This window comes from Kitasatospora sp. NPDC001683 (genome assembly GCF_053596495.1).
The window spans coordinates 1-25,544 of record NZ_JBSFGK010000008.1; the positions used below are offsets into that span (position 1 = coordinate 1).

At 72.4% G+C, this 25,544-nt stretch carries 24 protein-coding genes; 10 read left to right on the forward strand and 14 right to left on the reverse strand.

All coding sequences use genetic code 11. The features are described from left to right. Positions 1–156: 156 nt before the first annotated feature. From ACWCYO_RS06285 to ACWCYO_RS06300, 4 genes are all read right to left on the reverse strand, one after another. Positions 157–399: an acyl carrier protein gene (locus ACWCYO_RS06285; RefSeq protein ID WP_270147092.1), complete on the reverse strand. Its 243-nt coding sequence runs from the start codon at positions 397–399 to the stop codon at positions 157–159. 80 nt (positions 400–479) lie between these two features. Next, complete coding sequence (locus ACWCYO_RS06290) at positions 480–1,511, reverse strand: beta-ketoacyl-ACP synthase III (RefSeq protein WP_270147093.1); 1,032 nt, start codon at positions 1,509–1,511, stop codon at positions 480–482. After that, the gene (locus tag ACWCYO_RS06295) at positions 1,508–2,458 is read right to left on the reverse strand and encodes an ACP S-malonyltransferase (RefSeq protein ID WP_270147094.1); all 951 of its coding nucleotides are present in this window, start codon (positions 2,456–2,458) and stop codon (positions 1,508–1,510) included. The genes ACWCYO_RS06290 and ACWCYO_RS06295 overlap by 4 nt, the downstream gene beginning before the upstream one ends. Positions 2,459–2,537: 79 nt before the next feature. Beyond that, entirely contained in the window at positions 2,538–3,746 is a 1,209-nt protein-coding gene (locus ACWCYO_RS06300; protein WP_449783632.1) for a PucR family transcriptional regulator, read from the reverse strand. A 274-nt stretch (positions 3,747–4,020) separates the two neighbouring features. On the opposite strand from ACWCYO_RS06300, the gene ACWCYO_RS06305 reads away from it, so the two are divergent. Further along, positions 4,021–4,797 (forward strand): pirin family protein, encoded by a 777-nt coding sequence (locus tag ACWCYO_RS06305; RefSeq protein WP_449783567.1) that lies wholly within the window; start codon positions 4,021–4,023, stop codon positions 4,795–4,797. A 7-nt stretch (positions 4,798–4,804) separates the two neighbouring features. Here ACWCYO_RS06305 and ACWCYO_RS06310 read toward each other — a convergent pair whose 3' ends face one another. Then, a complete protein-coding gene (locus ACWCYO_RS06310) occupies positions 4,805–5,638 on the reverse strand; it encodes a serine hydrolase domain-containing protein (RefSeq protein ID WP_270147096.1) in 834 nt (277 codons plus the stop codon). 116 nt (positions 5,639–5,754) lie between these two features. On the opposite strand from ACWCYO_RS06310, the gene ACWCYO_RS06315 reads away from it, so the two are divergent. Together ACWCYO_RS06315 and ACWCYO_RS06320 are read left to right on the forward strand one after the other, a co-directional pair. Continuing rightward, on the forward strand, positions 5,755–6,258 hold the full coding sequence (locus ACWCYO_RS06315) for a MerR family transcriptional regulator (RefSeq protein WP_270147097.1): 504 nt from the start codon (positions 5,755–5,757) through the stop codon (positions 6,256–6,258). Beyond that, complete coding sequence (locus ACWCYO_RS06320; protein ID WP_449783568.1) at positions 6,255–7,268, forward strand: aldo/keto reductase; 1,014 nt, start codon at positions 6,255–6,257, stop codon at positions 7,266–7,268. Before ACWCYO_RS06315 ends, ACWCYO_RS06320 begins: the two co-directional genes overlap by 4 nt. 84 nt (positions 7,269–7,352) lie before the next feature. On the opposite strand, the gene ACWCYO_RS06325 is transcribed toward ACWCYO_RS06320, so the two are convergent. Beyond that, entirely contained in the window at positions 7,353–7,931 is a 579-nt protein-coding gene (locus tag ACWCYO_RS06325; RefSeq protein ID WP_270147099.1) for a TIGR03086 family metal-binding protein, read from the reverse strand. A gap of 114 nt (positions 7,932–8,045) precedes the next feature. On the opposite strand from ACWCYO_RS06325, the gene ACWCYO_RS06330 reads away from it, so the two are divergent. After that, on the forward strand, positions 8,046–9,044 hold the full coding sequence (locus tag ACWCYO_RS06330; protein WP_270147100.1) for a helix-turn-helix transcriptional regulator: 999 nt from the start codon (positions 8,046–8,048) through the stop codon (positions 9,042–9,044). On the opposite strand, the gene ACWCYO_RS06335 is transcribed toward ACWCYO_RS06330, so the two are convergent. The 7 genes from ACWCYO_RS06335 to ACWCYO_RS06365 form a co-directional block, all read right to left on the reverse strand. Next, complete coding sequence (locus ACWCYO_RS06335) at positions 9,029–10,243, reverse strand: alpha/beta hydrolase (RefSeq protein ID WP_449783569.1); 1,215 nt, start codon at positions 10,241–10,243, stop codon at positions 9,029–9,031. The two genes, ACWCYO_RS06330 and ACWCYO_RS06335, sit on opposite strands and share 16 nt — an antisense overlap. 185 nt (positions 10,244–10,428) lie before the next feature. Beyond that, positions 10,429–10,776: an MmcQ/YjbR family DNA-binding protein gene (locus tag ACWCYO_RS06340; RefSeq protein ID WP_270147102.1), complete on the reverse strand. Its 348-nt coding sequence runs from the start codon at positions 10,774–10,776 to the stop codon at positions 10,429–10,431. A gap of 162 nt (positions 10,777–10,938) precedes the next feature. Further along, a complete protein-coding gene (locus ACWCYO_RS06345; protein ID WP_449783570.1) occupies positions 10,939–12,168 on the reverse strand; it encodes an acyltransferase family protein in 1,230 nt (409 codons plus the stop codon). Positions 12,169–12,204: 36 nt separating this feature from the next. Then, a complete protein-coding gene (locus ACWCYO_RS06350) occupies positions 12,205–13,329 on the reverse strand; it encodes an alpha/beta hydrolase (protein WP_449783571.1) in 1,125 nt (374 codons plus the stop codon). Positions 13,330–13,461: 132 nt separating this feature from the next. Then, complete coding sequence (locus ACWCYO_RS06355; RefSeq protein ID WP_270147105.1) at positions 13,462–14,136, reverse strand: response regulator; 675 nt, start codon at positions 14,134–14,136, stop codon at positions 13,462–13,464. After that, complete coding sequence (locus ACWCYO_RS06360; RefSeq protein WP_270147106.1) at positions 14,133–15,455, reverse strand: sensor histidine kinase; 1,323 nt, start codon at positions 15,453–15,455, stop codon at positions 14,133–14,135. Before ACWCYO_RS06360 ends, ACWCYO_RS06355 begins: the two co-directional genes overlap by 4 nt. 142 nt (positions 15,456–15,597) lie before the next feature. Continuing rightward, a complete protein-coding gene (locus ACWCYO_RS06365; RefSeq protein ID WP_270147107.1) occupies positions 15,598–16,278 on the reverse strand; it encodes a TetR/AcrR family transcriptional regulator in 681 nt (226 codons plus the stop codon). Between the two features lie 216 nt (positions 16,279–16,494). Here ACWCYO_RS06365 and ACWCYO_RS06370 point away from each other — a divergent pair, with 216 nt between their 5' ends. After that, positions 16,495–18,099, forward strand: coding sequence for an MFS transporter (locus ACWCYO_RS06370; protein WP_270147108.1), 1,605 nt, complete (start codon positions 16,495–16,497; stop codon positions 18,097–18,099). 82 nt (positions 18,100–18,181) lie between these two features. Here the strand turns inward: ACWCYO_RS06370 and aceE are convergent, their stop codons facing one another. After that, positions 18,182–20,932: a pyruvate dehydrogenase (acetyl-transferring), homodimeric type gene (gene aceE, locus ACWCYO_RS06375; RefSeq protein WP_270147110.1), complete on the reverse strand. Its 2,751-nt coding sequence runs from the start codon at positions 20,930–20,932 to the stop codon at positions 18,182–18,184. 517 nt (positions 20,933–21,449) lie between these two features. Here aceE and ACWCYO_RS06380 point away from each other — a divergent pair. The 5 genes from ACWCYO_RS06380 to ACWCYO_RS06400 all read left to right on the forward strand — a co-directional run bounded on the left by ACWCYO_RS06380 (position 21,450) and on the right by ACWCYO_RS06400 (position 25,467). Then, on the forward strand, positions 21,450–21,890 hold the full coding sequence (locus tag ACWCYO_RS06380) for a DUF3052 domain-containing protein (RefSeq protein WP_270147111.1): 441 nt from the start codon (positions 21,450–21,452) through the stop codon (positions 21,888–21,890). Positions 21,891–22,161: 271 nt separating this feature from the next. Then, positions 22,162–22,620 carry a peroxiredoxin gene (locus tag ACWCYO_RS06385; RefSeq protein WP_270147112.1) on the forward strand — a complete coding sequence of 153 codons (459 nt, stop codon included), beginning with the start codon at positions 22,162–22,164 and terminating at the stop codon, positions 22,618–22,620. 233 nt (positions 22,621–22,853) lie between these two features. Beyond that, complete coding sequence (locus tag ACWCYO_RS06390) at positions 22,854–23,429, forward strand: TerD family protein (protein WP_270147113.1); 576 nt, start codon at positions 22,854–22,856, stop codon at positions 23,427–23,429. Between the two features lie 203 nt (positions 23,430–23,632). Beyond that, complete coding sequence (locus ACWCYO_RS06395; protein ID WP_270147114.1) at positions 23,633–24,211, forward strand: TerD family protein; 579 nt, start codon at positions 23,633–23,635, stop codon at positions 24,209–24,211. Between the two features lie 161 nt (positions 24,212–24,372). Then, positions 24,373–25,467 (forward strand): DUF475 domain-containing protein, encoded by a 1,095-nt coding sequence (locus tag ACWCYO_RS06400; protein ID WP_270147115.1) that lies wholly within the window; start codon positions 24,373–24,375, stop codon positions 25,465–25,467. Positions 25,468–25,544 lie beyond the last annotated feature (77 nt).

The following is a 25,544-nucleotide window of genomic DNA, read 5'->3' on the forward strand; positions in this document are numbered from 1 at the left end:
GTCTCGATGACCTCGCCGGTCATCCGGGCGCGCAGGCCGAATTCGGTGCCGTTCTCGACGGCGGTCATGAATTCGTCGGGGAGCCGGGCCGACGGGTCAGCCGTCCGAGGCGTGGCTCACGCCGGACGGACTGGGCGACTCGAACGAGTCGATCGCTCAGGCGTTGGTGAGGATGTAGTTCACCGCGTCGCCGACGGTCTTCAGGTTCTTGACCTCGTCGTCCGGGATCTTGACGTCGAAGCGCTCCTCGGCGGCCACGACGACCTCGACCATGGACAGCGAGTCGACGTCCAGGTCGTCGGTGAAGGACTTGTCCTCCTGGACGTCCTCCGCCGGGATGCCGGCGATCTCGTTGACGATCTCGGCGAGACCTTCCAGGACCTCGTCCTTGGTAGCCATACTGGCTGCTCCTCTTCGGTGTTGAACGTGTCCGACCGTCGGACGGACACGGGCTTGTGGATGGATGGGGCGAAACGCGCCTAGGGGAGCGTAACGACTGCCGCGGCGTAGACGAGACCCGCCCCGAACCCGATGATCAACGCGAGGTCGCCGCTGTGGGCCTCGCCGGACTCCAGCATGCGTTCCATCGCCAGCGGGATGGAGGCGGCGGAGGTGTTGCCGGTCTCGGCGATGTCACGGGCGACCGGCACCGACGCCGGCAGCTTGAGCGCCTTGATCATGGCGTCGGTGATCCGCATGTTGGCCTGGTGCGGGATGAAGGCGCCGAGCTGGTCGGCGGTGATCCCGGCGGCGTCCAGCGCCTGCTGGGCCACCTTGGCCATCTCCCAGACCGCCCAGCGGAAGACCGGCTGACCGTCCATCCGCAGGGCCGGCCACTTCTGCTCCTCGCCCGGGCCGTTGATGGCATCGGGCTTGGCGAAGGCGGTGTCCCAGGCCTGGGTCTGGCTGATGACGTCGGCCTGCGAGCCGTCCGAGCCCCAGATCAGCTTGCCGATGCCCGGCGTGTCGGACGGGCCGACGATCGCGGCGCCGGCGCCGTCGCCGAAGATGAAGGCGGTCGAACGGTCCGACTTGTCGGTCAGGTCGCTGAGCCGCTCGACACCGATCACCAGCACGTAGTCGGCGTTGCCGCCGCGGATCATGCCGTCGGCCAGGCCCAGGCCGTAGCCGAAGCCGGCGCAGGCGGCCGAGATGTCGAAGGCCGGGGCGGTGCCGCAGCCGAGCCGCTGGGCGATCTCGGTGGCGATGGCCGGGGTCTGCTTGAGGTGCGAGACGGTCGAGACGATCACGCCGCCGATCTGCTCGGGGGCGATGCCGGCCTGCGCGATGGCCTTGCCGGCGGCCTGCACCGACATCTCGGCGACGCTCTCCTCCGGGCCCGCCCAGCGGCGCTCGGCGATCCCGCTGCGGGTGCGGATCCACTCGTCCGAGGAGTCGATCCACTCCAGGACCTCGGAGTTGGGGATGACCCGGACCGGGCGGTAGCCGCCGACCCCGTGGATGCGGGAGTACTGCGCGCCGGTGGCGGGACGGATCTGCGGCTTGGTCATGCCTGGTCCTCCTGGTCCTGACCGCCGTGCTCCGCGACGAGCTCGCGGGCCTTGTCCAGGTCGGCGGGGGTCTTCAGGGCGAGCGTGGCGACACCCTTGAGGTTGCGCTTGAGCAGCGCGGTCAGCGTGCCCGCGGGGGACAGTTCGATCACGGCGGTCGCGCCCAGCCGGCCGAGGGTCTCCATGCAGAGGTCCCAGCGGACCGGGTTGGAGACCTGCGACACCAGACGCGCCAGCACCTCGGCGCCGGAGTCGACGACTGCGCCGTCCTTGTTGGAGACGTAACGGACCTGCGGGTCGGCCACGGTCAGGCTCGGGGCCAGCGCGGCCAGCCGCTCCACGCCGGGGGCCATGTGCTCGGTGTGGAAGGCGCCGGCCACCTTGAGCGCGACCAGCTTGGCGCCGGCCGGCGGGTCCGCCTTCAGCGCCTCCAGCCGGGCCAGCGTGCCGGCCGCGACGATCTGGCCGCCGCCGTTGTTGTTGGCGGCGGTCAGGCCGTGCTGGGACAGCTTCGCCGCGACGACCTCCGGGTCGCCGCCGAGCACGGCGGTCATGCCGGTCTCGGTGACGGCGGCGGCCTCGGCCATGGCCCGGCCGCGCTCGCGGACGAAGGTCAGCGCGTCGTGGGCGCTGAGCACCCCGGCGCCGGCCGCGGCGGTGATCTCACCGACGCTGTGGCCGGCGACGGCGCCGACCAGCTTGCGGGCGTCCGCCTCGTCCGGGAACAGCTCACGGGCGGTCACCAGACCGGCCGCGACCAGCAGCGGCTGGGCGACGGCGGTGTCCTTGATCTCCTCGGCGGACGCCTCGGTGCCGGCGTGAACCAGGTCGAGCCCGGCGACCTCCGACCAGCCGCGCAGGCGGTCGGCGACACCGTCGAGCTCCAGCCAGGAGCTGAGGAAACCGGGGGACTGGGCACCCTGTCCAGGGGCGACGATTACGAGCACGGTTCAACCCTCTCTCGCCAGGCGCCCAGGGGCGGGTAGGCGACGGTAACGAAGAAAACCATCCGGGATTGTATGGTCCCTACACCCCGGCTCGGCCGGGTTCTCCGGCGGCGGTCAGCCGGCCGAGGGCCAGTGCGATCCGCAGAGTGAACGCCGAACGTACGTCGGAGGGGGCGTACCCCGTGACGTCGGTCACACGTCGTAGCCGGTAGCGCACCGTATTGGGGTGCACGAAGAGCATCCGGGCCGCGCCCTCCAGGGAGGAGGCCTGCTCCAGGTAGACGCTCAGCGTCTCCAGCAGGGCGGAGCCGGCCTCGTCCAGCGGTGTGTAGATCTCCTCCACCAACTGGTGGCGGGCGGCGGGGTCGCCGGCCAGCGCCCGCTCGGGCAGCAGGTCGTCGGCGAGCACCGGGCGCGGGGCGTCCGGCCAGGCGGCGCAGGCCCGCAGACCGGCCGCGGCGGCGTGCGCGGAGCGGGTCGCCGAGAGCAGGTCGGACACGGTCGGGCCGATCACCACCGGGCCCGGCGCGAACTGGCCGATCAGCGCCCGGGCTGCGTGCACCGGCTCCTTGTCACCGCCGACCACGACCACCAGGCGCTTGCCCAGCACCCCGGTCAGCACGTTCAGCTTGGCGTACCGGGCGGCCCGGCGGATCGCCTCGACCACCAGCTCGCTGTCACCGTCCGGGGCGCTGCCCATCACCACCCGGACCTGGCTGGGTTGCCCCCAGCCGAGCGCGGCGGCGCGGGACAGCACACCCTCGTCGGCGTCGCCGGACAGCAGGGAGTTGACCACCAGCGCCTCGAGCCGGGCGTCCCAGGCGCCGCGCGCCTCGGCCGCCTGGGCGTACACCTGGGCGGTGGCGAAGGCGATCTCCCGGGCGTAGACCAGGACGGACTCGCGCATGTCCGCCTCGTCGCCGGGGGCGGCCACCTCCTCGATGGCCTCCTCCATCACCTCGATCGTGGTGCGGATCAGCTCGACGGTCTGGCGCAGCGTGATCGCCCTGGTCAGCTCGCGCGGGGCGGTGCCGAAGACGTCGGTGGAGATCGCCCGGGCGGCCTCGGGGTGGCGGTACCACTCGGTGAAGGCGGCGATGCCGGCCTGGGCGACCAGACCGATCCAGGAGCGGTGCTCCGGCGGCATCCGCCGGTACCAGCCGAGCTGGTCGTCCATCCGCGCGATCGCGGCGGTGGCCAGCTTGCCCGAGGACTTCTCCAAGCGCTTGAGGGTCGCCGCCCGGCGCTCGGCCCGCTCGGCGGCGTTTCTGCGCTCCTGCGCCGTCAGGCGGGGCGCGGGGCGGCCGGGGCGGTCGCGGCCGGGCCGGGGAGCGGGGCTCTTCCCGGTGGGTTCGGTTGCGGGACTGGGTTCGCTCTTGGAGTTCGCGGAAGCGGCTGGCACAAGAACAAGACTGCCTCACGCGAGTGACTGCTCGTGCACAACCCCCGGTCCAGCGGCCCGGTGGTCCCGGTCACGACCGAGAGCCGAGGAGCGTCGGCACCGGGTCCGGAGCGTCCGGAGCGCCCGGAGCGAGCCGACCGGAGGGGCTACGGTGAGGAGCGTGACCGACGCTCCTGAACGCCCCCGCGCCGACCTGCGCCGCACCGCCGAGCGCTACCGCTCCACCCCCGCCGAGGGCATCGAGACCCGACACGCGTTCTCCTTCTCCGGCCACTACGACCCGAAGAACACCCACTTCGGCGCGCTGCTCGCGTGCAACGAGGAACTCCTCGCCCCCGGCGCCGGGTTCGAGGAGCACAGGCACCGGGACACCGAGATCCTCACCTGGGTGCTGGAGGGCGCGCTGGCCCACCGGGACTCGCACGGCCACAGCGGGGTGGTGCGCCCGGGCATGATCCAGCACCTCAGCGCGGGCTCCGGGGTCACCCACACCGAGCGCAACCTCGGCGGCGCCACCGGGCCGGTGCGCTTCGTCCAGATGTGGCTGCAGCCGGACGAGTTCGACGCCGCCCCCGGGTACGGGCTGCGCAAGGTGGAACCGGCGGACGGCGGATTGACGCTGCTGGCCTCCGGGCTGGAGCGGGACGCCGGGACGGACGCCCTGCGGCTGCGCCGGAGCGACGCCGCGCTCTGGCTGGCCACCGCCGGCCCGTGGCAGCCGCTGCCGCAACTGCCCGCGGCGCCCTGGCGGTACGCGCACCTGACGGCCGGCTCGCTGGGCTACCGGACGGTCCCCGGGCCCAAGGGCGGCGGCCGCTCGATGGTGCCGGGGGACAGCGTGCGGATCACCGGGGAGGCCTTCGCCGACCCGACCGCGGGCGAGACCGGCGCCGAACTCCTGCTCTGGGAGATGCACTCGCCGGTCTCGTACGGCTAGTGGGTCGCTACTTCTCCAGTTCGGCCAGGACGGCGTCGGACAGCGGCGGCCAGGCGTCGACCGACCAGGGGCCGAAGTCCCGGTCGGTGAGCGCGACGCAGGCCACGCCGGCCTGGGGGTCGACCCAGAGGAAGGTGCCGGACTGGCCGAAGTGGCCGAAGGTCTCGGGGGAGTTGGTGGCGCCGGTCCAGTGCGGGCTCTTGCCGTCGCGGATCTCGAAACCGAGGCCCCAGTCGTTCGGGCGGCGGTGGCCGTAGCCGGGCAGCACGCCGCTGGTGCCCGGGAAGGCGACCTCGCGGGTGGCCCGGCGGACGGTGGACGGGTCCAGCAGCTTGGGGGACTGGAGCTCGGCGGCGAACCGGGTGAGGTCGGCCACCGTGGACAGGCCGCCGGCGCCGGCCGGGGACTTGCTCGCGGTGTTGATCAGGGTGTCGTGCATCCCCAGCGGCTCGAACACGGCCTCGGCGGCGTACTGGTGGAACGCGATCCCGGCGGCCTCGGAGAGGGTGCGCGCGAGCACGTCGAAGCCGGCGTTGGAGTAGAGCCGCCGCTTGCCGGGCTCGGCGAACACCCGGTCCTCGTCGAAGCCGAGGCCGGAGGTGTGGGCCAGCAGGTGGCGGACGGTCGAGCCGGGCGGGCCGGCCGGGTCGTCCAGCTCGAACACGCCCTCCTCCAGGGCGACCAGCGCCGCGTAGGAGGTGAGCAGCTTGGTCACCGAGGCCAGCGGGAAGAGGTGCTGCTGCGGCCCGTGCGCGCCCAGCACCGCGCCGTCCGATCCCCGGACCACCGCCGCGGCGGCGTGGGGCACGGGCCAGTTCTCGATCATCCGCAAGCTCTCCATGTGGTCGACTCTAACCGGGGCCGTGATCCGGGTGGCGAGAGCACCTGGCGGGGTGGCTTGCTTGGAGTGCACTCCAACTCGGTAGCGTCGTCGTCACAGGACAGGGGGAAGCGATCATGGCCACACCCGTGCGTGCCCAGGCCGATCTGCGCAGCTGTGCCGAGGTGTTCAACCGCCCGGTCGGCGAGCCGGACCGGACCCCGCGGCACACCATCAGCGAGGTCGCCGCGGCGAGCGGGCTGACCGCCCACACGCTGCGCTGGTACGAGCGGATCGGCCTGCTCGACCCGGTCGACCGCGCGGTCGGCGGCCAGCGCCGCTACTGCGACGGCGACCTGCACCGGCTGGCCTTCCTGGGCCGGCTGCGGCTGACCGGGATGTCGGTGGCGGACATGCTCAAGTACGTCGACATGGCCCGCCGCGGCGAACAGACCTACGAGGAGCGCCGCCGGCTGCTGGAGGCGCAGCGCGAGGAGGTCCGGCAGAAGATCGCCGACCTCCGGTCCACCCTGGCCGTCCTCGACCACAAGATCGATCTCTACGCCGGGAAGATCACCGACGCCACCGGTGCCCCGGTCCAATGCCAGTACTACCGAGCAGAGGAAGAGCAGAGCGCATGACTCACCCCCTCCTTCCCACCGTTCCCCTCGGCACCGACGGCCCGCTGGTGGGCGTCCAGGGCCTCGGCTGCATGGGCATGAGCGAGTTCTACGGCCCGACCGACTCCGACGAGGCGCTCGCCACGCTGGACGCCGCGCTGGAGGCCGGCGTCACGCTGTTCGACACCGCGGACATGTACGGCTCCGGCCGCAACGAGGAGTTCATCGGCCCCTTCGTCCGGGCCAACCGCGACAAGGTGGTGCTCGCCACCAAGTTCGCCATCGAGCGCGACGCGGACGACCCGACCAAGCGCGCCATCCGCAACGACCCGGCGTACATCCGCTCCGCCGTGGAGGGCTCGCTGCGCCGCCTCGGCGTGGACACCATCGACCTGTACTACATGCACCGCCGCGACCCGGCCGTGCCGCTGGCCGAATCGGTCGGTGCCATGGCCGAGTTGGTCAAGGCGGGCAAGGTGCGCCACCTGGGCCTGTCCGAGGTGACCGGGGCCGAGCTGCGCGAGGCGCACGCCGTCCACCCGATCGCGGCCGTGCAGTCCGAGTGGTCGGTGTTCGCCCGCGACGTCGAGCGCTCGGCGGTGCCGGCCGCGGCCGAGCTCGGCGTCGCCTTCGTGCCGTACTCGCCGCTCGGACGCGGTTTCCTGACCGGTGCGTTCCAGGACGCCGCGGCGCTCGCGACGGATGACTTCCGGCGCACCCACCCGCGCTACACCGGTGAGAACGCCGTCGCCAACGGCGAACTGCTCGCCCCGCTGCGGGAGATCGCCGCGGCCCACGACGCGACGCTCGCCCAGGTCGCGCTGGCCTGGGTGCACCAGCGGGCCGAGGTGCACGGGCTGACCGTCGTGCCGATCCCGGGCACCCGCAAGCGCAGCCGGCTGGCCGAGAACACCGGCGCGGCGGCCCTGCGGCTGAGCGCGGAGGAGCTGGCGCTGCTGGAGCCGCTGGCGGACCGGGTGGCGGGGGACCGATACGCGGACATGCGCAACACCTCGGTCGGACGGGAGTAGTGCCCCCGGGGGCCCGGGGAGTCGGCGACTTCCCGGGCCCCGCTTCGGAGTCGGGGGCTGCTGCGGCCCCGGAGCCCGGGCCCCTCAGGCCTTGCGGCCCATCCAGGCGGCCAGCCGGGCGTGGACGTCGGCGTCCTCGGCGGCCGGCAGCACCGCGCCGAACGGGACGCCGTCGACCCGGCTCTCCGGCGGCAGGACCAGCTCGGCGACGGCCAGCGCCGTGTGCGCCAGTTCGTCGTCCAGTGCGAAGCCGCCGTCCAGGGCGACGGCGATGTCCCAGGAGTGGACCACCGCCTCCATCACGTAGCCGCCGACCGCCATCGCACCGGGCACCTCGCCCCAGGGGGCGAAGGTCGGGCGGCCCAGCTTGGCGTCGTCCGCCCAGGCGGCGGTGGCGCGGGCGGCGGCCCGGGCGAGCGCGGCCGGCCAGCCGTCGTCCGAGGGGTCCTCGATGCCGGGCAGGATGTCCGCGGCCCGACCGCCCTCGCCGATGAACGCGAACCGGTGGATGCCGCCGACCACGTGGTTCAGCAGCTGACGCAGCGTGTACTCGTCGCAGGGCGTGGGCCGGTCGAGGTCGGCGGGGTTGACGGCGGCGAACAGCCGCTCCAGCTGGGCGAGGGCGGTCCGGTACTGCGGGCGGGCGTCCTGGACGGTGCTCATGGGTGTTCAGCTCCCTTGTGCGGTGCGGTGGTTCGTGGTGCCCTTCGGGCCCCGGAACGCAATCTCCCAGTAGAACCTGACAACCACCGTCAGGATTGTTGGGATCCTGGTGTCATGAAGGCCGACCGCCTGCTCTCGATCCTGCTGCTGCTCCAGACCCGCGGCCGGGTGCCCGCCACCGAACTGGCCGAACGGCTGGAGGTGTCCGTCCGCACCATCTACCGGGACGTGGAGTCGCTCTCCGCCGCCGGCGTGCCGGTGTTCACCGAGCGCGGCCGGCACGGCGGCATCAACCTGCTGCCCGGCTACCGCACCGACGTCACCGGGCTGACCGCGGACGAGGCCCGGGCGCTGTTCGTGCTCTCCGCCCAGGGCGCGCACAGCGACCTCGGGCTGGACGGTGCGCTCGGCTCGGCGCTGCGCAAGGTGATGGCCGCGCTGCCCGCCCCGCACCGCCCGGCGGCCGAGCGGGTCAGCGAGCGCATCCTGGTCGACCCGGCCCGCTGGATGCAGAGCCCCCAGCCGGGCACCGGCAGCGGGCCGGACCTGGGCGAGCTGCAGTACGCCGTGTTCGCCGACCGGCGGCTGCGGCTGCGCTACCGGCACAGCGGCGCGCCCGCGCCGGTGGAGTACACCGTCGACCCGTACGGCCTGGTGAACAAGGCGGCGGTCTGGTACCTGGTGGCCGACCTGCACGGCGAGCCGCGGCTGTTCCGGGCCGACCGGGTGCTGACCGCCGGGACCACCGAGGAGACGGTGCGCCGCCGGGCCGGGGTGACGCTCGGCGAGGTGTGGGCGGCGCTGCGGGAGCAGGTGGAGCGGGTGCCGAAGGACGTGCCGGTCCGGGTGCGGGTCCGGCGCGGGCGGCTGGACATGTTCCTGCGCATCCACGGCGGCCGGGTCACGGCGCCGCCGCCGGAGGCGGGTGCCGGGCCGCCCGAGGAGTGGGTCGAGCTGGCGATGGCCTTCCCGTCCGCGGCGGCCGCCCGCTCGATGCTGGCCTTCGGCGCGGACGTCGAGGTGCTGGCCCCGCCTGCCGCCCGGCGCGAACTGGCCCGGGCGGCGGCGGAGGCCCTACGGCTCTACCAGGATCAGGTTCAGGCGTTGGGCTGAGCCCGGACCACGTCGCCGTAGTCCCCGAGGGAGATCGCCGCGAAGTTGTGCAGGCTGTCGGTGCCGTCGGTGAAGTAGCCGTTGTGGCCGGAGGCCCGGGCGGAGGAGATCTGCTCGGCACCGAAGCCGCCGCCGGTCGGGTCGGCGCCGTGGCCGAGCTTGCCGACCTCCAGGAACGGGACGTTGCCGATCCAGTCGCTGGGGTTGCGGGTGGCCCACACGTGCACGCCGCCGCCGAGCTCGCCGGCGGACTGGACGCCCATGCCGGGGCTGCCGAACACCATCATGTCGGTGATGCCCGAGGTGTCGGACGGCGAGGCGGCCGCGCGCGGGATGTGCGGGGCGGCGGTGCCGCAGACCACCGAGCCGTAGGAGTGGCAGAGCAGCGCCGGGGGCGCGTCCGGCCGGGTGGTCTCCTTGAGACCGGCGAGCAGGCGCTGCAGCCGGGGCGCGGCGACGTCGGCGAGCCGGGAGGTGGCCGCGTCCGGGCCGAGGCCGGAGGGGGTGACGTACCCGGTCCAGGCGATCACGGCGGTGCGGGTACCGGGGGCCTGGCGCTGCTCCTCGGCGTACAGGGCGCGGGCCATGCCGGCCGCGCCGCGCAGCGGCTCGGCGGCCTGGTCGAAGTGGCCGAGGTCGGCGTCCGAGCCGGGGACGACCACGGAGACCCGCTCGGCGTCGGCGAGGTCGCCCCAGACCTCGGTGACCAGGCCGCGGCCGCGCGGGTCGAAGGCGAGGATCTGCCGGCCGGGGGAGAGCAGGTGGTCGACGTCGTTGGCGCGGGAGACGGCCAGCGCCCGGGCGTCGGAGTCCAGCTTCTGATCGGCCGCGCGGGCCCGGGCGGCGTCGCGCTCGTCGGCCAGGGCGATCCGGTTGGCGCGGTAGCGCAGGTCCAGCGGGGCGCCGTCGTAGTTGCCGACGACCAGCGGGTAGTCCTTGACCAGCCGGTCCAGCTCGGTGGGGGCGAGCGAGGCGAAGAAGGCGGCGGCGTCGGCCGGGCTGGTGGTGGCCGGGTCGGGCAGGGAGCGGCCGAAGGAGTGGTCCTGCACCCAGGCGGCGCTGCCGGCCGGGGGCGTGGAGATCGCCAGCTGCTCGGAGGAGACCGCGGCGGCGGCCGCCGAGGCACCGGCGTCGGCGAGCACGGCACAACCCGCGAACGCCCCGATCAGTACCCGCTTCCAGCGTCGACGGTTGCGCACCGCACCAACTCCCTTGGGGCCCGTCACCGTTTCTCGGGCGGTGCCCGGAGGGTGCGATTGGACTGCTGACTTCCTTGCGCAAGCGTAGAGGTCACAGGACGGTGACGGACCCGCCTAAACTGTGGGATGGATCACATGAACCGGGAGTGTCTTCCCGGCGTCCTTGTGTGGCACCCCGGACAGTGCTAGGCGGAGTGGTCGGCGTCGAATGCGCCGACCAGCCGCTTGGGCGCGGTCCGCCGCCAGGCCTCGGTGACCAGGTCCTGCAGTTCCTCCGGGTCGACCAGGTCCAGCCGGACGCTCACCCAGCCGTGTCGCCCGACGTACCGGGCGAAGGAGAACACCTCGGGCTCGGCGGCGATCAGCTCGGCCTGGTCCTCGTGGGAGGCCTTGACGGTGACGCTGTCGCCCTCGGGCGCGCCCATCGCGAAGACCTTGCCGCGGACCCGCAGCGTCTCGATGCCCCAGGTCGGCTCCTGGGCGGCCTCCGGCAGGGTCAGGGCCATCGCGCGGAACTCGTCGAACGTCACCATGGGCGCAGGTTAGAACAGGGGGCCGACAGCGCGCCCCCGGTGCGCGTGGCGGCGCACCGGGGGCGCGGAGCCGGGCCGACCGAGTGGGTGGAGGTGGTCGGCGCCAGCAGGACGGCCGGCCCGGCGGTCGCGCCCCTCTCGTGCCGTGGTCGACGGCGCGCGTCACACCACCCCCAGCGCGTACGCGGCGAAGAGCGCCGCCGCGCCGCCGGCCAGCGCCTTGCCGGCCCGGGAGAAACCCGTCCAGGGCCCGTCGAAGCGCCGGGTGAACCACCCGATCGCCACCAGGGCGGCCCCGAACAGCGGAAGCAGGGCCAGCCGGGCGGCCACCCAGCCGAGCGAGTCCGGCGCGGTGGTCAGTCCGGGTACGGCGCCGAGGCCGGCCGCGCCGGGCACCGCCACCGCGAGCATCGCGCTCTGGTGCCAGCAGAAGATCGTCATCGCCGACAGGTTGACCACCACCACCGGCAGCCACAGCAGCGGACGGCGGCTCAGCAGCTGGCCCAGCCGCTCCCGCAGCAGCACCGCGGCGCCGCACTGCACCGCCGCCAGGGCGAGCACCAGCAGGGACGGCGGGTGCGAGTTGGTCCGCTCGACGCCCGGCACGCCCACCATGCTGGCCGGGTAGTGGAACACGACCAGCAGCGTGGCGAACAGCGCTCCGCCGCCGAGCAGCAGCCCCCGGGCCGCCGGGCGGCCGAGCCGGCCCTGCGCCCACAGCACGCCCAGCTGGTAGCCGAACATCCAGCCCGGCAGCAGGTTCAGCAGCCCGATCCAGGACGGCACCGCAGTGGCCCACGGCCCGTACCGCAGCAGGTCGACCACCGCGACCGAGGCCACCAGCAGGCCCGCCGACCGGAGGCCGAGCCGCCGCCCGAAGGCGGCGCAGAGCGGGGTGAGCGCGGTCAGCGCCAGGTACACCCCGATGTACCAGAGCGGCTGCACCACCAGCGTCGCGCCGGTGCGCAGGGTGTCCGCGGGCACCCCGAGCCGGGGCAGCAGCGGGATCAGCAGCGCCCACACCGCCGTCACCCCGAGCACCGGCCGCAGCAGCCGGACGGTCCGGGCGCGCAGCCAACTCCCGTACGTCAGGCCCTTCTCCCGGGCCCGTTCCAGTGAGCGGACCGAGGAGTGGCCGCCGACCAGGAAGAACACCCCGAGCATCTGGAGCACCCAGCTGGCCGGGGCGAAGGAGCCGAGCGAGGAGAGCGGGCTGGCGTTGTGCAGGGCGCCGTCGGGCGAGCGGGTGAGGCCGCCGAGCATCCAGTGGCCGATCGGGACGGAGAGCAGGGCGAGGGCGCGCAGCCCGTCCAGGGCGCGGTCGCGGGTGGCGGGGGTCTTCGCGTCGGCCTGCTCGGCGGCGCGGCGCAGGGTGGTGAGCGGGTGGGCCATGGCGGTGCTCCTTCCAGTGCGGGGCTCGGAGGGGCCTCAGAGGCGCCCGAGGGCGATGGCGGCGTAGTCGGTGAGCGAGGCGGTGCCGGGGGCGAAGTAGCCGGTGTGGCCGTGGGATCCGGTGGCGGGCAGCGGGCGGGCGCCGAAGTCGGGGTCGGTCGGGTCGGAGCCGTGGCCGAGGCCGAACAGCCGGACGCCGGGCACGTTGCCGATCCAGTCGGAGTCGTTGCGGGTGGTGGCCCAGAGCGGGACGCCCGGGTCGAGGTCGGCGGCCGAGTCGACGCCCATGCCGGGCGAGCCGAGCACCACCAGGGCGGAGGCGAGGGCCGGGGTGGGGCGGGCCAGGCCGCAGACCACCGAGCCGTAGCTGTGGCAGAACACCGTGGGCGGGGCCTGCGGGCGGGTGCTGACGGCGAGTCCGTCGAGCAGTCGGGTGAGGCGGGTGGCGCCGGCCCGGGCGAGGTCCTCGGTGGCGGCGTCGATGCCGAGGCCGACCGGGGTGGTGTAGCCGGCCCAGGCGATCACGGCGGTCCGTCCGTCGGTGGCCTGTCGCAGGGCGCGGGCCATGCCGGCGGGGGTGCCGTACGGGTCGGTGGCGCGGTCGAAGGTCTGCAGGTCGATGTCCGAGCCGGGGACGATCACGGCGGTGCGGGTGGCGGTGGCCAGGTCTCCGAACACCTCGGCGACCTGGCCGCGGCCGCGCGGGTCGAAGGCGAGGATCTGCCGGCCGTCGTCCAGCAGGGTGCGGTAGCGCTCGGCGCGGGTGCGGGCGGTTTGCTGGTCCTGCGGGGTGCGGGCCGGGTCGGTGGCCCGGGCGAGTTCCCGGGCGCGTTCGGCGGTGAGGGCCAGGGTGTTGGCGCGGTAGCGCAGGCGGACCGGGGCGCCGTCCAGGTTGCCGACCACCAAGGGGTGCCGGGTGGCCAGGGCGTCCTGCTGGGCGGGCGTCAGCCCGGCGAAGAAGGCGGCGACCTGGGCGGGCGTGCTGGTGGCCGGGTCGGGCGGGTGGAGGCCGAGCGCGGTGTCGGCGGTCCAGTCGGCGCTGCCGGGCGGCGGACCGGTGAGGGCGGTCTGGGTGTCGGCGGCCCAGCCGCCCGCGCCGAGCACGGCGGCCAGTGCCACCGCGGTGGCGGCGATCGCCCGCCTGGTCCGGAACCTGCGCATGTCCGTGCCCTCCCTTGCCCGTTGGGCCGGCGACCGGGGTCGGTTGCCGACGGGGAGGAAGGTAGGAACGCCACGGCCCCGCGGACGTCACACCGCGGGGCCAAGTCGGGGGTACTACTCCGGTAGCACCTGCTACTGACCCGGGGTCACCAGGCCGGACTCGTAGGCCAGCACCACCGCCTGGGCGCGGTCGCGCAGGTCGAGCTTGCCGAGGATGCGCCCGATGTGGGTCTTGACGGTCTGTTCGGCGAGCACCAGTCGGCCGGCGATCTCCTGGTTGGACAGGCCGCGGGCGATCAGCTCCAGCACCTCGGTCTCGCGCGGGGTCAGGCCGTTGAGCCGCAGCTTGGGGTCGCGGCGCTTGGCGGGCCGGTTGCGGGCGAAGTCCTCGATCAGCCGCCGGGTGACGGAGGGGGCGAGCAGCGCCTCGCCGGCCGCGACCACCCGGACCGCGGCGATCAGGTCGGCCGGCGGGGCGTCCTTGAGCAGGAAGCCGCTGGCCCCGGCGCGCAGCGCCTCGTACACGTAGTCGTCCACGTCGAAGGTGGTCAGCATCAGCACCTTGGGCCGGTGCGCTCCCGGGACGTCGGGGTCGAGCAGCTTCCGGGCGGCCTCCAGGCCGTCCATGACGGGCATCCGGACGTCCATCAGCACCACGTCCGGGTGGGTGCGACCGGTGACCTCCAGGGCCTGGGCGCCGTCCGCCGCGTCCCCCACCACGTCGATGTCGCTCTGGGCGTTGAGCAGGGCGGCGAAGCCGGCCCGCACCATGGCCTGGTCGTCGACGATGATCACGCGGATGGTCATGCGGGTTTCTCCCCCGGGGTGTCTGGTCGGTCGGGCGGGTCGAGCGGCAGGACGGCGGCCACCTTGAAGCCGCCGTCCGGCAGCGGACCGGTGTCCAGCCTGCCATCGACCAGCCGGACGCGTTCGCGCATTCCGACCAGACCGTGTCCGGTGCCTTCGGCCGAGGCCTCCAGCGACTCGGTGCGCTGCGCCGGGGCCGCGTTGACCACGGTGAGCCGCAGCTCCGGGCCGTCCGCCGACAGCGACACCCAGGTCCGCGCGCCGGGGGCGTGCCGGACCACGTTGGCCAGCGCCTCCTGGACGATCCGGTAGGCGGAGAGGCCGACGGCCTGCGGCACCCGCTCGGCCAGTCCCTCGTCCACGGTCAGCTCGGCGGGCACCCCGGCCCGTCCCACCGTCTCGACCAGCTGGGCGAGTTGGCCGACCCCCGGCTGCGGGGCCTTCTCCCCGGAGGACTCCTCGCTGCGCAGCACGCCGAGCAGCCGGCGCATCTCGGCCAGCGACTCGCGCGCGGTGCCGGCGATCGCGGTGAACTCCTCGGCGGCGTCGGCCGGGACGCCCTCGACCCGGTACGGCGCGCTGGCGGCCTGCACCGCGATCACCGACATGTGGTGGGCCACCACGTCGTGCAACTCCCGGGCGATCCGGGCGCGTTCCTCCAGCAGGGTGCGGCGCTCGCGTTCCACCTCGCTGATCTGCTCCTGCTCGGTGAGCAGCCGGCGGGCGACCGCGCGGTCCCGAACGGCCCAGCCGAGCAGCAGGACGGCGCCGCTGAGCGCGATCAGCAGCACGGTGGTGCCGTCGCCGGCCCGGGGCAGGCCGAGGGTGGTGGTGAGCACGGTGAGCAGGAGGGTGGCGACCCAGACCGCGATCACGGTGGCCCGGCGCTCGCGCAGTCCGAGGGCGAGCAGCAGGAAGAGGTACGAGAGGATCATCGGCGCCGTCCACGGCCAACTGCCCGTCACCTGGTGGTGGTGGGCGGTGATGGTGGCGGTGGTGACCAGGGTGGTGGCGCTGATCCACCAGGCGGCGAGCGGCCGGGTGATGGCGAGGAACAGCGGGGTGGTCTGGGCGACGGTGAGCGCGGCGGCGACCGGCAGCACCAGGCCGTAGAAGTCGACCAGGTTGGCGATCCCGGTGGGGATCAGCGAGGCCTGCAGGATGATCGCGACGACGTACGGGAGTCGGCGCACCCAGGGCCGGCGGGAGTTGCCGAGCAGCGGGGTCCCGTCCTCGCTCGGGGCGGTCAGGTGCTGCCACAGGGTGCGCAGTTGGCGGACGGTGAACCTGCGGGCGTCGGCGATCGTGAGCGTTTTCATCGCGGGCCAGCCTAGGAGGGCGGGCCCGCTCCGGGCGTCGGACTGGAGCGCGAGATTCCGGGTGATACCCGGGTACGGGGTGATACCCGGGTATGACGCGCGGGTGCTACGGGTGCCGTGGGCGTTGCGGTGCCGTGGGCGCTCAGGGTCGCCAGTGGCCGGCCAGGGCGGGGCCGAGCTGGTCGAAGTGGCGCTCGATCACCGCGACCATGCCCTCGGGCCCGGCCGGTTCCTGTTCGGCGGTCCAGGACAGGTGGGCGGCGCGCAGCAGGCTGCCGAAGACGGCGGCGAGCACGACCGGGCGCAGGTCCTGGGCCGGGTCCAGCCCCTCCCGCTCGGCGAGCACCTGGACCACCAGCCGCTCCTGCTCGGTGACCCGGCGCAGGTGGGCGGCGAGCAGTGCGGGCGTCTCCTCGATGATCCGCAGCAGTTCGAGGGCGCTGCTGATCGAGCCGGGGCCGGAGGTCCGGTCGTTCCCGAGGTCGCGCCAGGACTTGACGATCGAGGCGCGCAGGGCCTGGAGCGGGGTCTCCTCGGCGGGGCGGTGGCGCAGGCAGTGGATGAAGTAGTCCTCGGCGTCGGCCATCACGGCGAGGGCGACCTCGTCCTTGTTGGCGAAGTAGCGGAAGAAGGTGCGCTGGGAGACGTCGACGGCGGAGGCGATCTCGTCGACGGTGGTCCGGGCGAAGCCCTGGCTGAGGAAGAGCGTGTGGGCGGCCTGCACCAGGGCGTCCCGGGTCTGCTGCTTCTTGCGCTCGCGCAGGCCGGGTGCCCGGTCGAGGTCCTCCGGGGTGCCGGCGGGGTGGGGGGTGCGAGCGGCCATGGCGGGGGCCTTCCGGGGGCGCTGGTGCTGGGGTGGGAGCTCAACCTTAGCTGCCTGACAAATGTCAGTGCAGGTCAGAAGTCATTGTTTGCCGAATGTCAGCGGCTGACATAATCTGCCGGAGTGGCGCTCGTCGGCCGGGCACTCGTGGGGACGGGTGGGTCGTCGCAGCGCCACCGTCGTGTCCCGGTCTCTGCACGCCCACGGAGGGCCCAGATGAGTCAGTCCGTCGTCAAGAACTCCGAGGCGGACGCACCGCCGCCACCGAATCGGCCGTCCGGGGGGCTCAAGGGGCACCCCTGGCTGACCCTGCTGACCGTCGCGGTCGGCGTCATGATGGTCGCCCTGGACGGCACCATCGTCGCCATCGCCAACCCGGTGATCCAGGAGAAGCTGGGGGCCGCGCCCTCCGAGATCCAGTGGGTCACCAGCGGCTACCTGCTGGCGCTCGCGGTCTTCCTGATCACCGCCGGCAAGATCGGCGACCGCTTCGGCCACAAGAGCACCTTCCTGGTCGGCGCGGTCGGCTTCGCCGCCACCTCGGCCGCGATCGGCTTCGCCGGCAACATCCAGACCGTGATCGCCTTCCGCGTGCTGCAGGGCCTGTTCGGCGCGCTGCTCCAGCCGGCCGCGCTCGGCCTGCTGCGCGGGGCCTTCCCGGCCGAACGGCTCAACATGGCGATCGGCATCTGGGGCGGGGTGATCGGCGCCTCCACCGCGGCCGGCCCGATCGTCGGCGGTCTGCTGGTCGAGCACGTCGGCTGGGAGTCGGTGTTCTTCATCAACGTCCCGGTCGGCCTGATCGCGCTCGCCCTCGGCCTGTGGATCCTCCGGGACGTGCGGGCCGAGAACGCCGCCAGGTCCTTCGACCTGCCGGGCATCGGGCTGCTCTCGGTCGGGATGTTCGCCCTGGTCTTCGGCATCATCAAGGCCCCCGAGTGGGGCTGGGGCAACGGGCGGACGCTGCTCTTCCTGGGCGGCGCGGTGGTGCTGATGGTGCTCTTCGCGCTCTGGCAGGGCCGGGCGAAGGAGCCGCTGATCCCGCTCAGCCTGTTCCGTTCGGTGCCGCTGTCGGCGGGCGTGCTGCTGATGGTGCTGATGGCCTTCGCGTTCTTCGGCGCGATCTTCTTCGTGACCTTCTACCTGCAGAACGTGCACGGGATGAAGCCGGTCGACGCCGGCGTCCACCTGCTGCCGATGACCGGCATGATGATCGTCGGCTCGCCGCTGGCCGGCCTGGCGATCGGCAAGCTCGGCCCGCGGATCCCGATCACGGCCGGGATGCTGCTCACCACCGGCGCGATGTTCGGCATGTCCACCCTGGGCACCGGCTCCGGCACCGGCGTGATGTCGCTCTGGTTCGTCCTGATGGGCCTCGGCATCAGCCCGGTCATCGTCGGCGCCACCGAGGTCATCGTCGGCAACGCCCCCTTGGAGCTGTCCGGCGTGGCCGGTGGCCTCCAGCAGGCCGCCATGCAGGTCGGCGGCAGCCTCGGCACCGCCGTGCTGGGCGCCCTGATGGCCGCCAAGGTCGGCGACGTGCTGCCCGGCAACTGGGCGAAGGCCGGCCTGCCGCCGGTCGCCGACCCGCAGCAGGCCGAACTCCTCAAGCAGGGCGCCCAGCTGGGCATCGCCCCGCCCGCCCAGCCCGGCATGCCTCAGCAGGCGGTGGACGCGATGGCCGGCGCCGTGCACCAGTCCTTCGTCAGCGGCATGTCGCTGGCCTTCGTGGTGGCCGCCGCGGTGGCCTTCGCCGCCGCCCTGCTCGCCCTGCTCACCCGTCGCGGCAGCACCGACGCGGGCCCGGCCGTGCACATCTGATCAGCGCCTGATCGACCGGAAACGGAAACCGAGAGGGCCGGACCCCACGAGGGGTCCGGCCCTTTCAGGCGCTAGCGGGTGATCAGGCGTCGCCGCCGGCGGCACCCGGGTCGGCCGCGGCCACGTCCAGCAGCTGGTAGCGGTCGATCGCGTCCTTCAGCACCGAGCGCTCCACCTTGCCCTGCTTGGCGAGCTCGGTGAGCACCGCCAGCACGACCGACTGGGCGTCGATGTGGAAGAAGCGACGGGCCGCGCCACGGGTGTCGGCGAAGCCGAAGCCGTCGGCGCCCAGCGACTGGTACTGGCCCGGCACCCAGCGGGCGATCTGGTCCGGCACCGCGCGCATCCAGTCGGACACCGCGACGATCGGGCCCTCGGCGCCCTGCAGCTTCTGGGTGACGTACGGCACGCGCTGCTGCTCCTCGGGGTGCAGCAGGTTGAACTCCTCGGCCTCCACCGCGTCGCGGCGCAGCTCGTTCCAGGAGGTCGCGGACCAGACGTCGGCCTTGACGTTCCACTCCTCGGCGAGGATGCGCTGGGCCTCCAGGGCCCACGGCACGGCCACGCCGGAGGCGAGGATCTGGGCCGGGATCTGGCCGGCGGTGCCCGGCGCGTACTTGTGCAGACCCTTGAGGATGCCCTCGACGTCCACGTTCTCGGGCTCGGCCGGCATCTTGATCGGCTCGTTGTAGACGGTGAGGTAGTAGAACACGTCCTCGCCGTGCGGGTGCTCGGCCGAGGAGCCGTACATCCGGCGCAGACCGTCCTGGACGATGTGCGCGATCTCGAAGCCGTACGCCGGGTCGTACGCGACGACGCCCGGGTTGGTCGAGGCCAGCAGGTGCGAGTGGCCGTCGGCGTGCTGCAGGCCCTCACCGGTCAGGGTGGTGCGACCGGCGGTGGCGCCGAGCACGAAGCCGCGGGCCAGCTGGTCGGCCATCTGCCAGAACTGGTCGCCGGTGCGCTGGAACCCGAACATCGAGTAGAAGACGTACACCGGGATCAGCGGCTCGCCGTGGGTTGCGTAGGACGAACCGGCGGCGATCAGCGAGGCGGTGCAGCCGGCCTCGGAGATGCCGTCGTGCAGCATCTGGCCGGTCGGCGACTCCTTGTAGGCCAGCAGCAGGTCGCGGTCGACCGACTCGTAGGTCTGGCCCATCGGGTTGTAGATCTTCGCCGACGGGAACAGCGAGTCCATGCCGAAGGTGCGGTACTCGTCCGGCGCGATCGGCACGAAGCGGTTGCCGATGCCCTTGTCCCGCATCAGGTCCTTGAGCAGCCGGACGAACGCCATGGTGGTGGCGATGGTCTGGTTGCCGGAACCCTTCTTGACCGCCTTGTACGCGTCGTCGCCGGGCAGCACCAGCGGGCGCGGGCGCACCTTGCGGGTGGGCACGAAGCCGCCGAGGCCCTGGCGGCGGTCGTGCATGTACTGGATCTCCTCCGAGTCGCGGCCCGGGTGGTAGTAGGGCGGGTAGCCCTCGTCCAGCTGCTTGTCGGTGATCGGCAGGTGCAGCCGGTCGCGGAAGCGCTTCAGGTCGTCGACCGTCAGCTTCTTCATCTGGTGGGTGGCGTTGCGGCCCTCGAAGTTGGGGCCCAGCGTCCAGCCCTTGACCGTCTGGGCCAGGATGACCGTCGGCTGGCCCTTGTGCTCGCGGGCCGCCTTGAACGCCGCGTAGATCTTCTTGTGGTCGTGGCCGCCGCGACCCAGGTGCTGGATCTGCTGGTCGGTCATGTTCTCGACCATGGCGCGCAGGCGCAGGTCACCGCCGAAGAAGTGCTCGCGGATGTAGTCGCCGGTCTCGGTGGCGTAGGTCTGGAACTGGCCGTCCGGGGTGGTGTTCATCTTGTTCACCAGGACGCCGTCGCGGTCCTGCGCGAGCAGCGGGTCCCAGCTGCGGTCCCAGATGAGCTTGATCACGTTCCAGCCGGCGCCCCGGAACTGGGACTCCAGCTCCTGGATGATCTTGCCGTTGCCGCGGACCGGGCCGTCCAGGCGCTGCAGGTTGCAGTTGACCACGAAGGTCAGGTTGTCCAGGCCCTCGCGGGCGGCCAGCGACAGCTGGCCGAGCGACTCGGGCTCGTCCATCTCGCCGTCGCCGAGGAAGGCGTACACGTGCGAGTCGGAGGTGTCCTTGATGCCCCGGTGCTCCAGGTAGCGGTTCATCCGCGCCTGGTAGATCGCGCCGAGCGGGCCGAGGCCCATCGAGACGGTCGGGAACTCCCAGAAGTCCGGCATCAGCCGCGGGTGCGGGTAGCTGGACAGGCCGTACGGGGCCTTCGACTTCTCCTGGCGGAACGCGTCGAGCTGCTGCTCGGTGAGTCGGTCCAGCAGGAAGGCGCGGGCGTAGATGCCGGGGGAGGCGTGGCCCTGGAAGAAGACCTGGTCGCCGGACTCGCCCTCGGCGTCCTTGCCGCGGAAGAAGTAGTTGAAGCCCACGTCGTAGAGCGACGCGGAGGAGGCGAAGGTGGCGATGTGGCCACCGACGCCGATGCCCGGGCGCTGCGCCCGGGAGACCATCACGGCCGCGTTCCAGCGGGTCGCGTTGAGGATCTTGCGCTCGATCTCCTCGTTGCCGGGGAAGAACGGCTCGTCCTTGGTCGCGATGGTGTTGACGTAGTCCGTGCTGCGCATCTCGGGCACGGCGACACGCTTCTCGCGGGCGCGCTCGATCAGCCGCAGCATCAGGTAGCGGGCACGCTCACGCCCCCGCTCGTCGATGGCCGCGTCGAGCGACTCCAGCCATTCCGCGGTCTCCTCGGGATCGAAGTCCGGGACCTGACTCGGAAGGCCGCCAATGATGATCGGGTTGCGATCGGATCCGGAAGCCACGCTGTTCCTTCACTGTCGGTCGAAACTGAGGTGTGTCGCGCCGCCTCCATCGTGCTACCGCGCTCGGAGATCCGTCATCTCTACCGATCGGTAACCGTTCCGCCTGGTGGACGGAGCGGTCTGGTGGCGTGCGTCGCGGGCGTCTTCGTCCGCTCCGAACACCCCCGGGTGTTACGAAAAGAGGTGGTCCGACCTGGTGTCCCGTCCGCCCGATGGCGGGCGGCCGGGGTGAGGGCCAACAGGAGACTCTACGCCCGCGCACACGCGGACCCCGAATGCCGTTCGCATCTCGGGCACGCGTACGGCCTGTGGGCCGGGACCACCCGAAGCATCCTTGTCCCATGCAGAGAAGGGCAAATCGGTGTGATTCCCGACACGTCGACCGGCGTGTCCCGCTGTGACACGTCAACCTTTGGAGGGGATCGGCGGTCGGGTACTTGCGCGAACCGCCGCGCCCGTGTGGACTACGGCCACAGCCTCGGCATGGACGCCGAGCCGAATACTGGAGGTTATTCCCGTGAGCGCGACCGCGGACCCCGCGGACAAGTCCAACCCGGCGACCCGTCTCGGCTTCGAAGAGGGCCAGATCGTCCAGGAGCTGGGGTACGACGACGACACTGACCAGGATCTCCGCGAGGGCATCGAGGAGATCACCGGGACGGATCTCGTCGACGAGGACTACGACGACGTCGCGGACGCCGTCCTGCTGTGGCACCGCGACGACGACGGGGACCTCACCGACGCCCTCGTCGACGCCCTGGAATACCTGGCCGAGGGCGGTCTGATCTGGCTGCTGACGCCCAAGACCGGCCGGGACGGCCACATCGAGGCCTCCGACATCGCGGACGCGGCCAAGACCGCCGGCCTCTCGCAGACCAGCTCGATCGCGGTCGCCAAGGACTGGGCGGCCACCCGCCTGGCGACCAAGTCCACGACGAAGCAGCCCAAGCAGCGCTGAACGGGACCCTGAAGCCCGTGCCGGGCCCCGCCGGAGATCTCCTCCGGCGGGGCCCGGCGCATTTCCGCACGGCTTTCCGGGTGTCCCTCCACGGTGCCTTCCGGGGCGGCTCGGGCTCTTCCGGCGGCGGTTCGCGCGTTCGCTCAGGGCGGAAGGGCTGGGCCGGTCGGCGGGCCGGGTCATCCGTTCGGCCGAACGCGGGTGAACGGATGCGAGGATGGCGGCTGCCGTGCCCGCCGCGCGGCCCGGTCGCGTCAGAAAGGTCCCGTTCATGGCCATCGAGGTCGGCAACCCGGCTCCGGACTTCGAGCTCACCACCCAGCACGGGGAGACGGTCCGGCTGGCCGACTTCCGCGGCCGCAAGCACGTCGTCCTGGTCTTCTACCCGTTCGCCTTCACCGGCGTGTGCACCGGCGAGCTGGGCGCGATCCAGCGCGAGCTGGCCGGGCTGCAGAACGAGGACGTCCAGGTGCTCGGCGTCTCCTGCGACTCGCAGTTCGGCCAGCGGGTGTTCGCCGACCGGGAGGGCCTGGAGTTCCCGCTGCTGGCCGACTTCTGGCCGCACGGCGAGGTCGCCCGGGCGTACGGCGTCCTGGACGAGGAGAAGGGCTGCCCGCTGCGCGGCACCTTCGTGATCGACAAGGCCGGCACGGTCCGCTGGAGCGTCGTCAACGGCCTCCCGGACGCCCGGGACGAGCAGGAGTACCTGGAGGTCCTGGCCGGGCTCTGAGGCCCGTGCGGCCACTCCTGCGGGGTCCGTGCGGCCGCTCCTGCGGGGCCCGTGCGGCCGCCCCCGGAGGCCCGCGCGACGCGTCCGCCTCGCCCGTTCGGCCGTGCGTGCGGGAACCCGGTACTACGCTCGGGCCGTTGGCGGAGTGGGGCGCACGTCCGTTTCCGGCGGGCGGCGCCTCGAACCGCACCACCGGGGGCACCAGCCGGTGCCTCCCGATTCTTGGAGGACAAGTGGGAGTCAGCCTCAGCAAGGGCGGCAACGTCTCGCTCACCAAGGAGGCCCCCGGGCTCCAGGCCGTCGTGGTCGGCCTGGGCTGGGACGTCCGGACCACCACCGGGACGGACTTCGACCTGGACGCCAGCGCGCTGCTCTGCAACGAGCAGGGCAAGGTCGGCTCGGACGGCAACTTCGTGTTCTTCAACAACCTGAAGAGCCCGGACGGCTCGGTCGAGCACACCGGCGACAACCGGACGGGTGAGGGCGAGGGCGACGACGAGGCGATCAAGGTCAACCTGGCCGGCGTCCCGGCGGACGTGCAGAAGATCGTCTTCCCGGTGTCGATCTACGACGCCGAGAGCCGGGGCCAGAACTTCGGCCAGGTCCGCAACGCGTTCATCCGGGTGGTGAACCAGGAGAACAACGCGGAGCTGGCGCGCTACGACCTCTCCGAGGACGCCTCCACCGAGACCGCGATGGTCTTCGGCGAGCTCTACCGCAACGGCGGCGAGTGGAAGTTCCGTGCCATCGGCCAGGGTTACGCCTCCGGCCTGCGCGGCATCGCCCAGGACTTCGGCGTGAACGTCTGAGTCTCCTGCGGCGCAAGGGTTCTGCGCCGGATTCCCGGGGCGGCCCCGGACCTTCGCGGTCCGGGGCCGCCCCGGCTTCGTCCGGGCCCGCCGCGCTGCGAGGATGTGAGTTCAGGAAGTTCAGCCGGCCGAAGCGGGCCGGCCGGGGCCGCGGGGGATACACCTGTAAGGCGCCCCGGGAGAAGCAAGGGAGGAAGAACACCATGGTGGTCACGCTCGCCAAGGGCGGGAACGTCTCGCTCACCAAGGCCGCGCCGAACCTGACGCAGGTCCAGATCGGCCTCGGCTGGTCCGCCCGTTCGACCACGGGCGCACCGTTCGACCTCGACGCGAGCGCCCTGATCTGTGGCGGCGGACGGGTGCTCGGCGACGAGTACTTCGTCTTCTACAACAACCTCAAGAGCCCCGAGGGCTCGGTGGAGCACCAGGGCGACAACCTCGTGGGCGGCGACGACGCGGGTGACGACGAGCTGATCCTGGTCAACCTGGAGCTGGTCCCGGCCCAGGCGGACAAGGTGGTCTTCGCGGTCTCGATCTACGAGGCCGAGTCCCGGCTGCAGAACTTCGGCCAGGTCCGCAACGCCTACATCCGGGTCGTCAACTCCGTCGACGGCCAGGAGATCGCGCGCTACGACCTGTCCGAGGACGCGTCCAGCGAGACGGCGATGATCTTCGGCGAGCTGTACCGGTACGCGGGCGAGTGGAAGTTCCGTGCGGTGGGCCAGGGGTACGCCTCCGGCCTGCGCGGGATCGCGCTCGACTTCGGCGTCAACGTACAGTGAGGGCGCAAATCAGACTTATCGCACCCAGTTGACGATCAACGATCAACGATCATGAGAACAGAGGGCAGTGCGGGGGTGACCTGACCGGGCCCGGCCCGGTCAGGCGTCTCGGGACCAGGCCGCCCCCGGCACGGCCAGAACCCGAAAGGTAGCCAACTCCCGTGTTCCTCCGCACATTCGGCTGGTCGTTCGCGATCACAGCCATCGGCCTGGCCGCGGCCGGACTGCTCTGGGGAGCCCAAGGCTTCGGCATCGTGCTGATCCTCTCCATCCTGGAGATCTCCCTGTCCTTCGACAACGCGGTGGTCAACGCCACGGTGTTGAAGCGGATGAACCCGTACTGGCAGAAGATCTTCCTGACGGTCGGTGTGCTGATCGCCGTCTTCGGGATGCGGCTGGTCTTCCCGCTGCTGGTCGTCGGTCTCACCGCGAAGCTCAACCCGGCGACGGTCATCGACCTCGCGCTGCACTCCGACAAGACCCACGACGGCCTCACCTACGGTCAGTACCTGGCGGCGGCCAACCCGGCCATCGCGGCCTTCGGCGGCGTCTTCCTGCTCATGATCTTCCTGGACTTCGTGTTCGACGAGAAGGAGCACAACTGGCTGGGCTGGCTGGAGCGTCCGCTGGAGAAGGTCGGCAAGCTGGACGCCCTCTCCAGCGTCGTCGCCCTGGTCGCGCTGGTGCTGGCCTCGCGGTTCTTCGCGGCGGAGCACGCCGAAACCGTTCTGCTGGCCGGTGTGCTCGGCCTGATCACCTACCTCGCGGTCGGCGGCCTCTCCTCGATCTTCGAATCGGGCCTGGAGGAGGAGGCGGAGCGCGAGGAGGAGGCCGAGAAGTCCGGCAAGCCGATCGTCCAGGTCGCCGGCAAGGCCGCGTTCTTCCTGTTCCTCTACCTGGAGGTGCTGGACGCCTCGTTCTCCTTCGACGGCGTGGTCGGCGCCTTCGCGATCTCCAACGACATCTTCCAGATCACCCTGGGCCTCGGCATCGGCGCGATGTACATCCGCTCGCTGACCGTCTTCCTGGTCCGCAAGGGCACCCTGGACGACTACGTCTACCTGGAGCACGGCGCGCACTACGCGATCGGCGCGCTGGCGGTGATCCTGCTGGTCGGGATCAAGTACCACATCCCGGAGATCGTCACCGGCCTGATCGGCGTCGCCTTCATCGGGCTGGCCCTGGCCTCCTCGATGCTGCGCAACCGGCGCGAGGGCTCGGCGGAGGAGAAGGAACTGGTCGGCAGCGGGCAGTAGTTCGTTCCGTGTTGCGGGCGAACGCGACGGCCGCCCCCGGGGGATCCGGGGGCGGCCGTTTCGCATTGCTCCTGCGG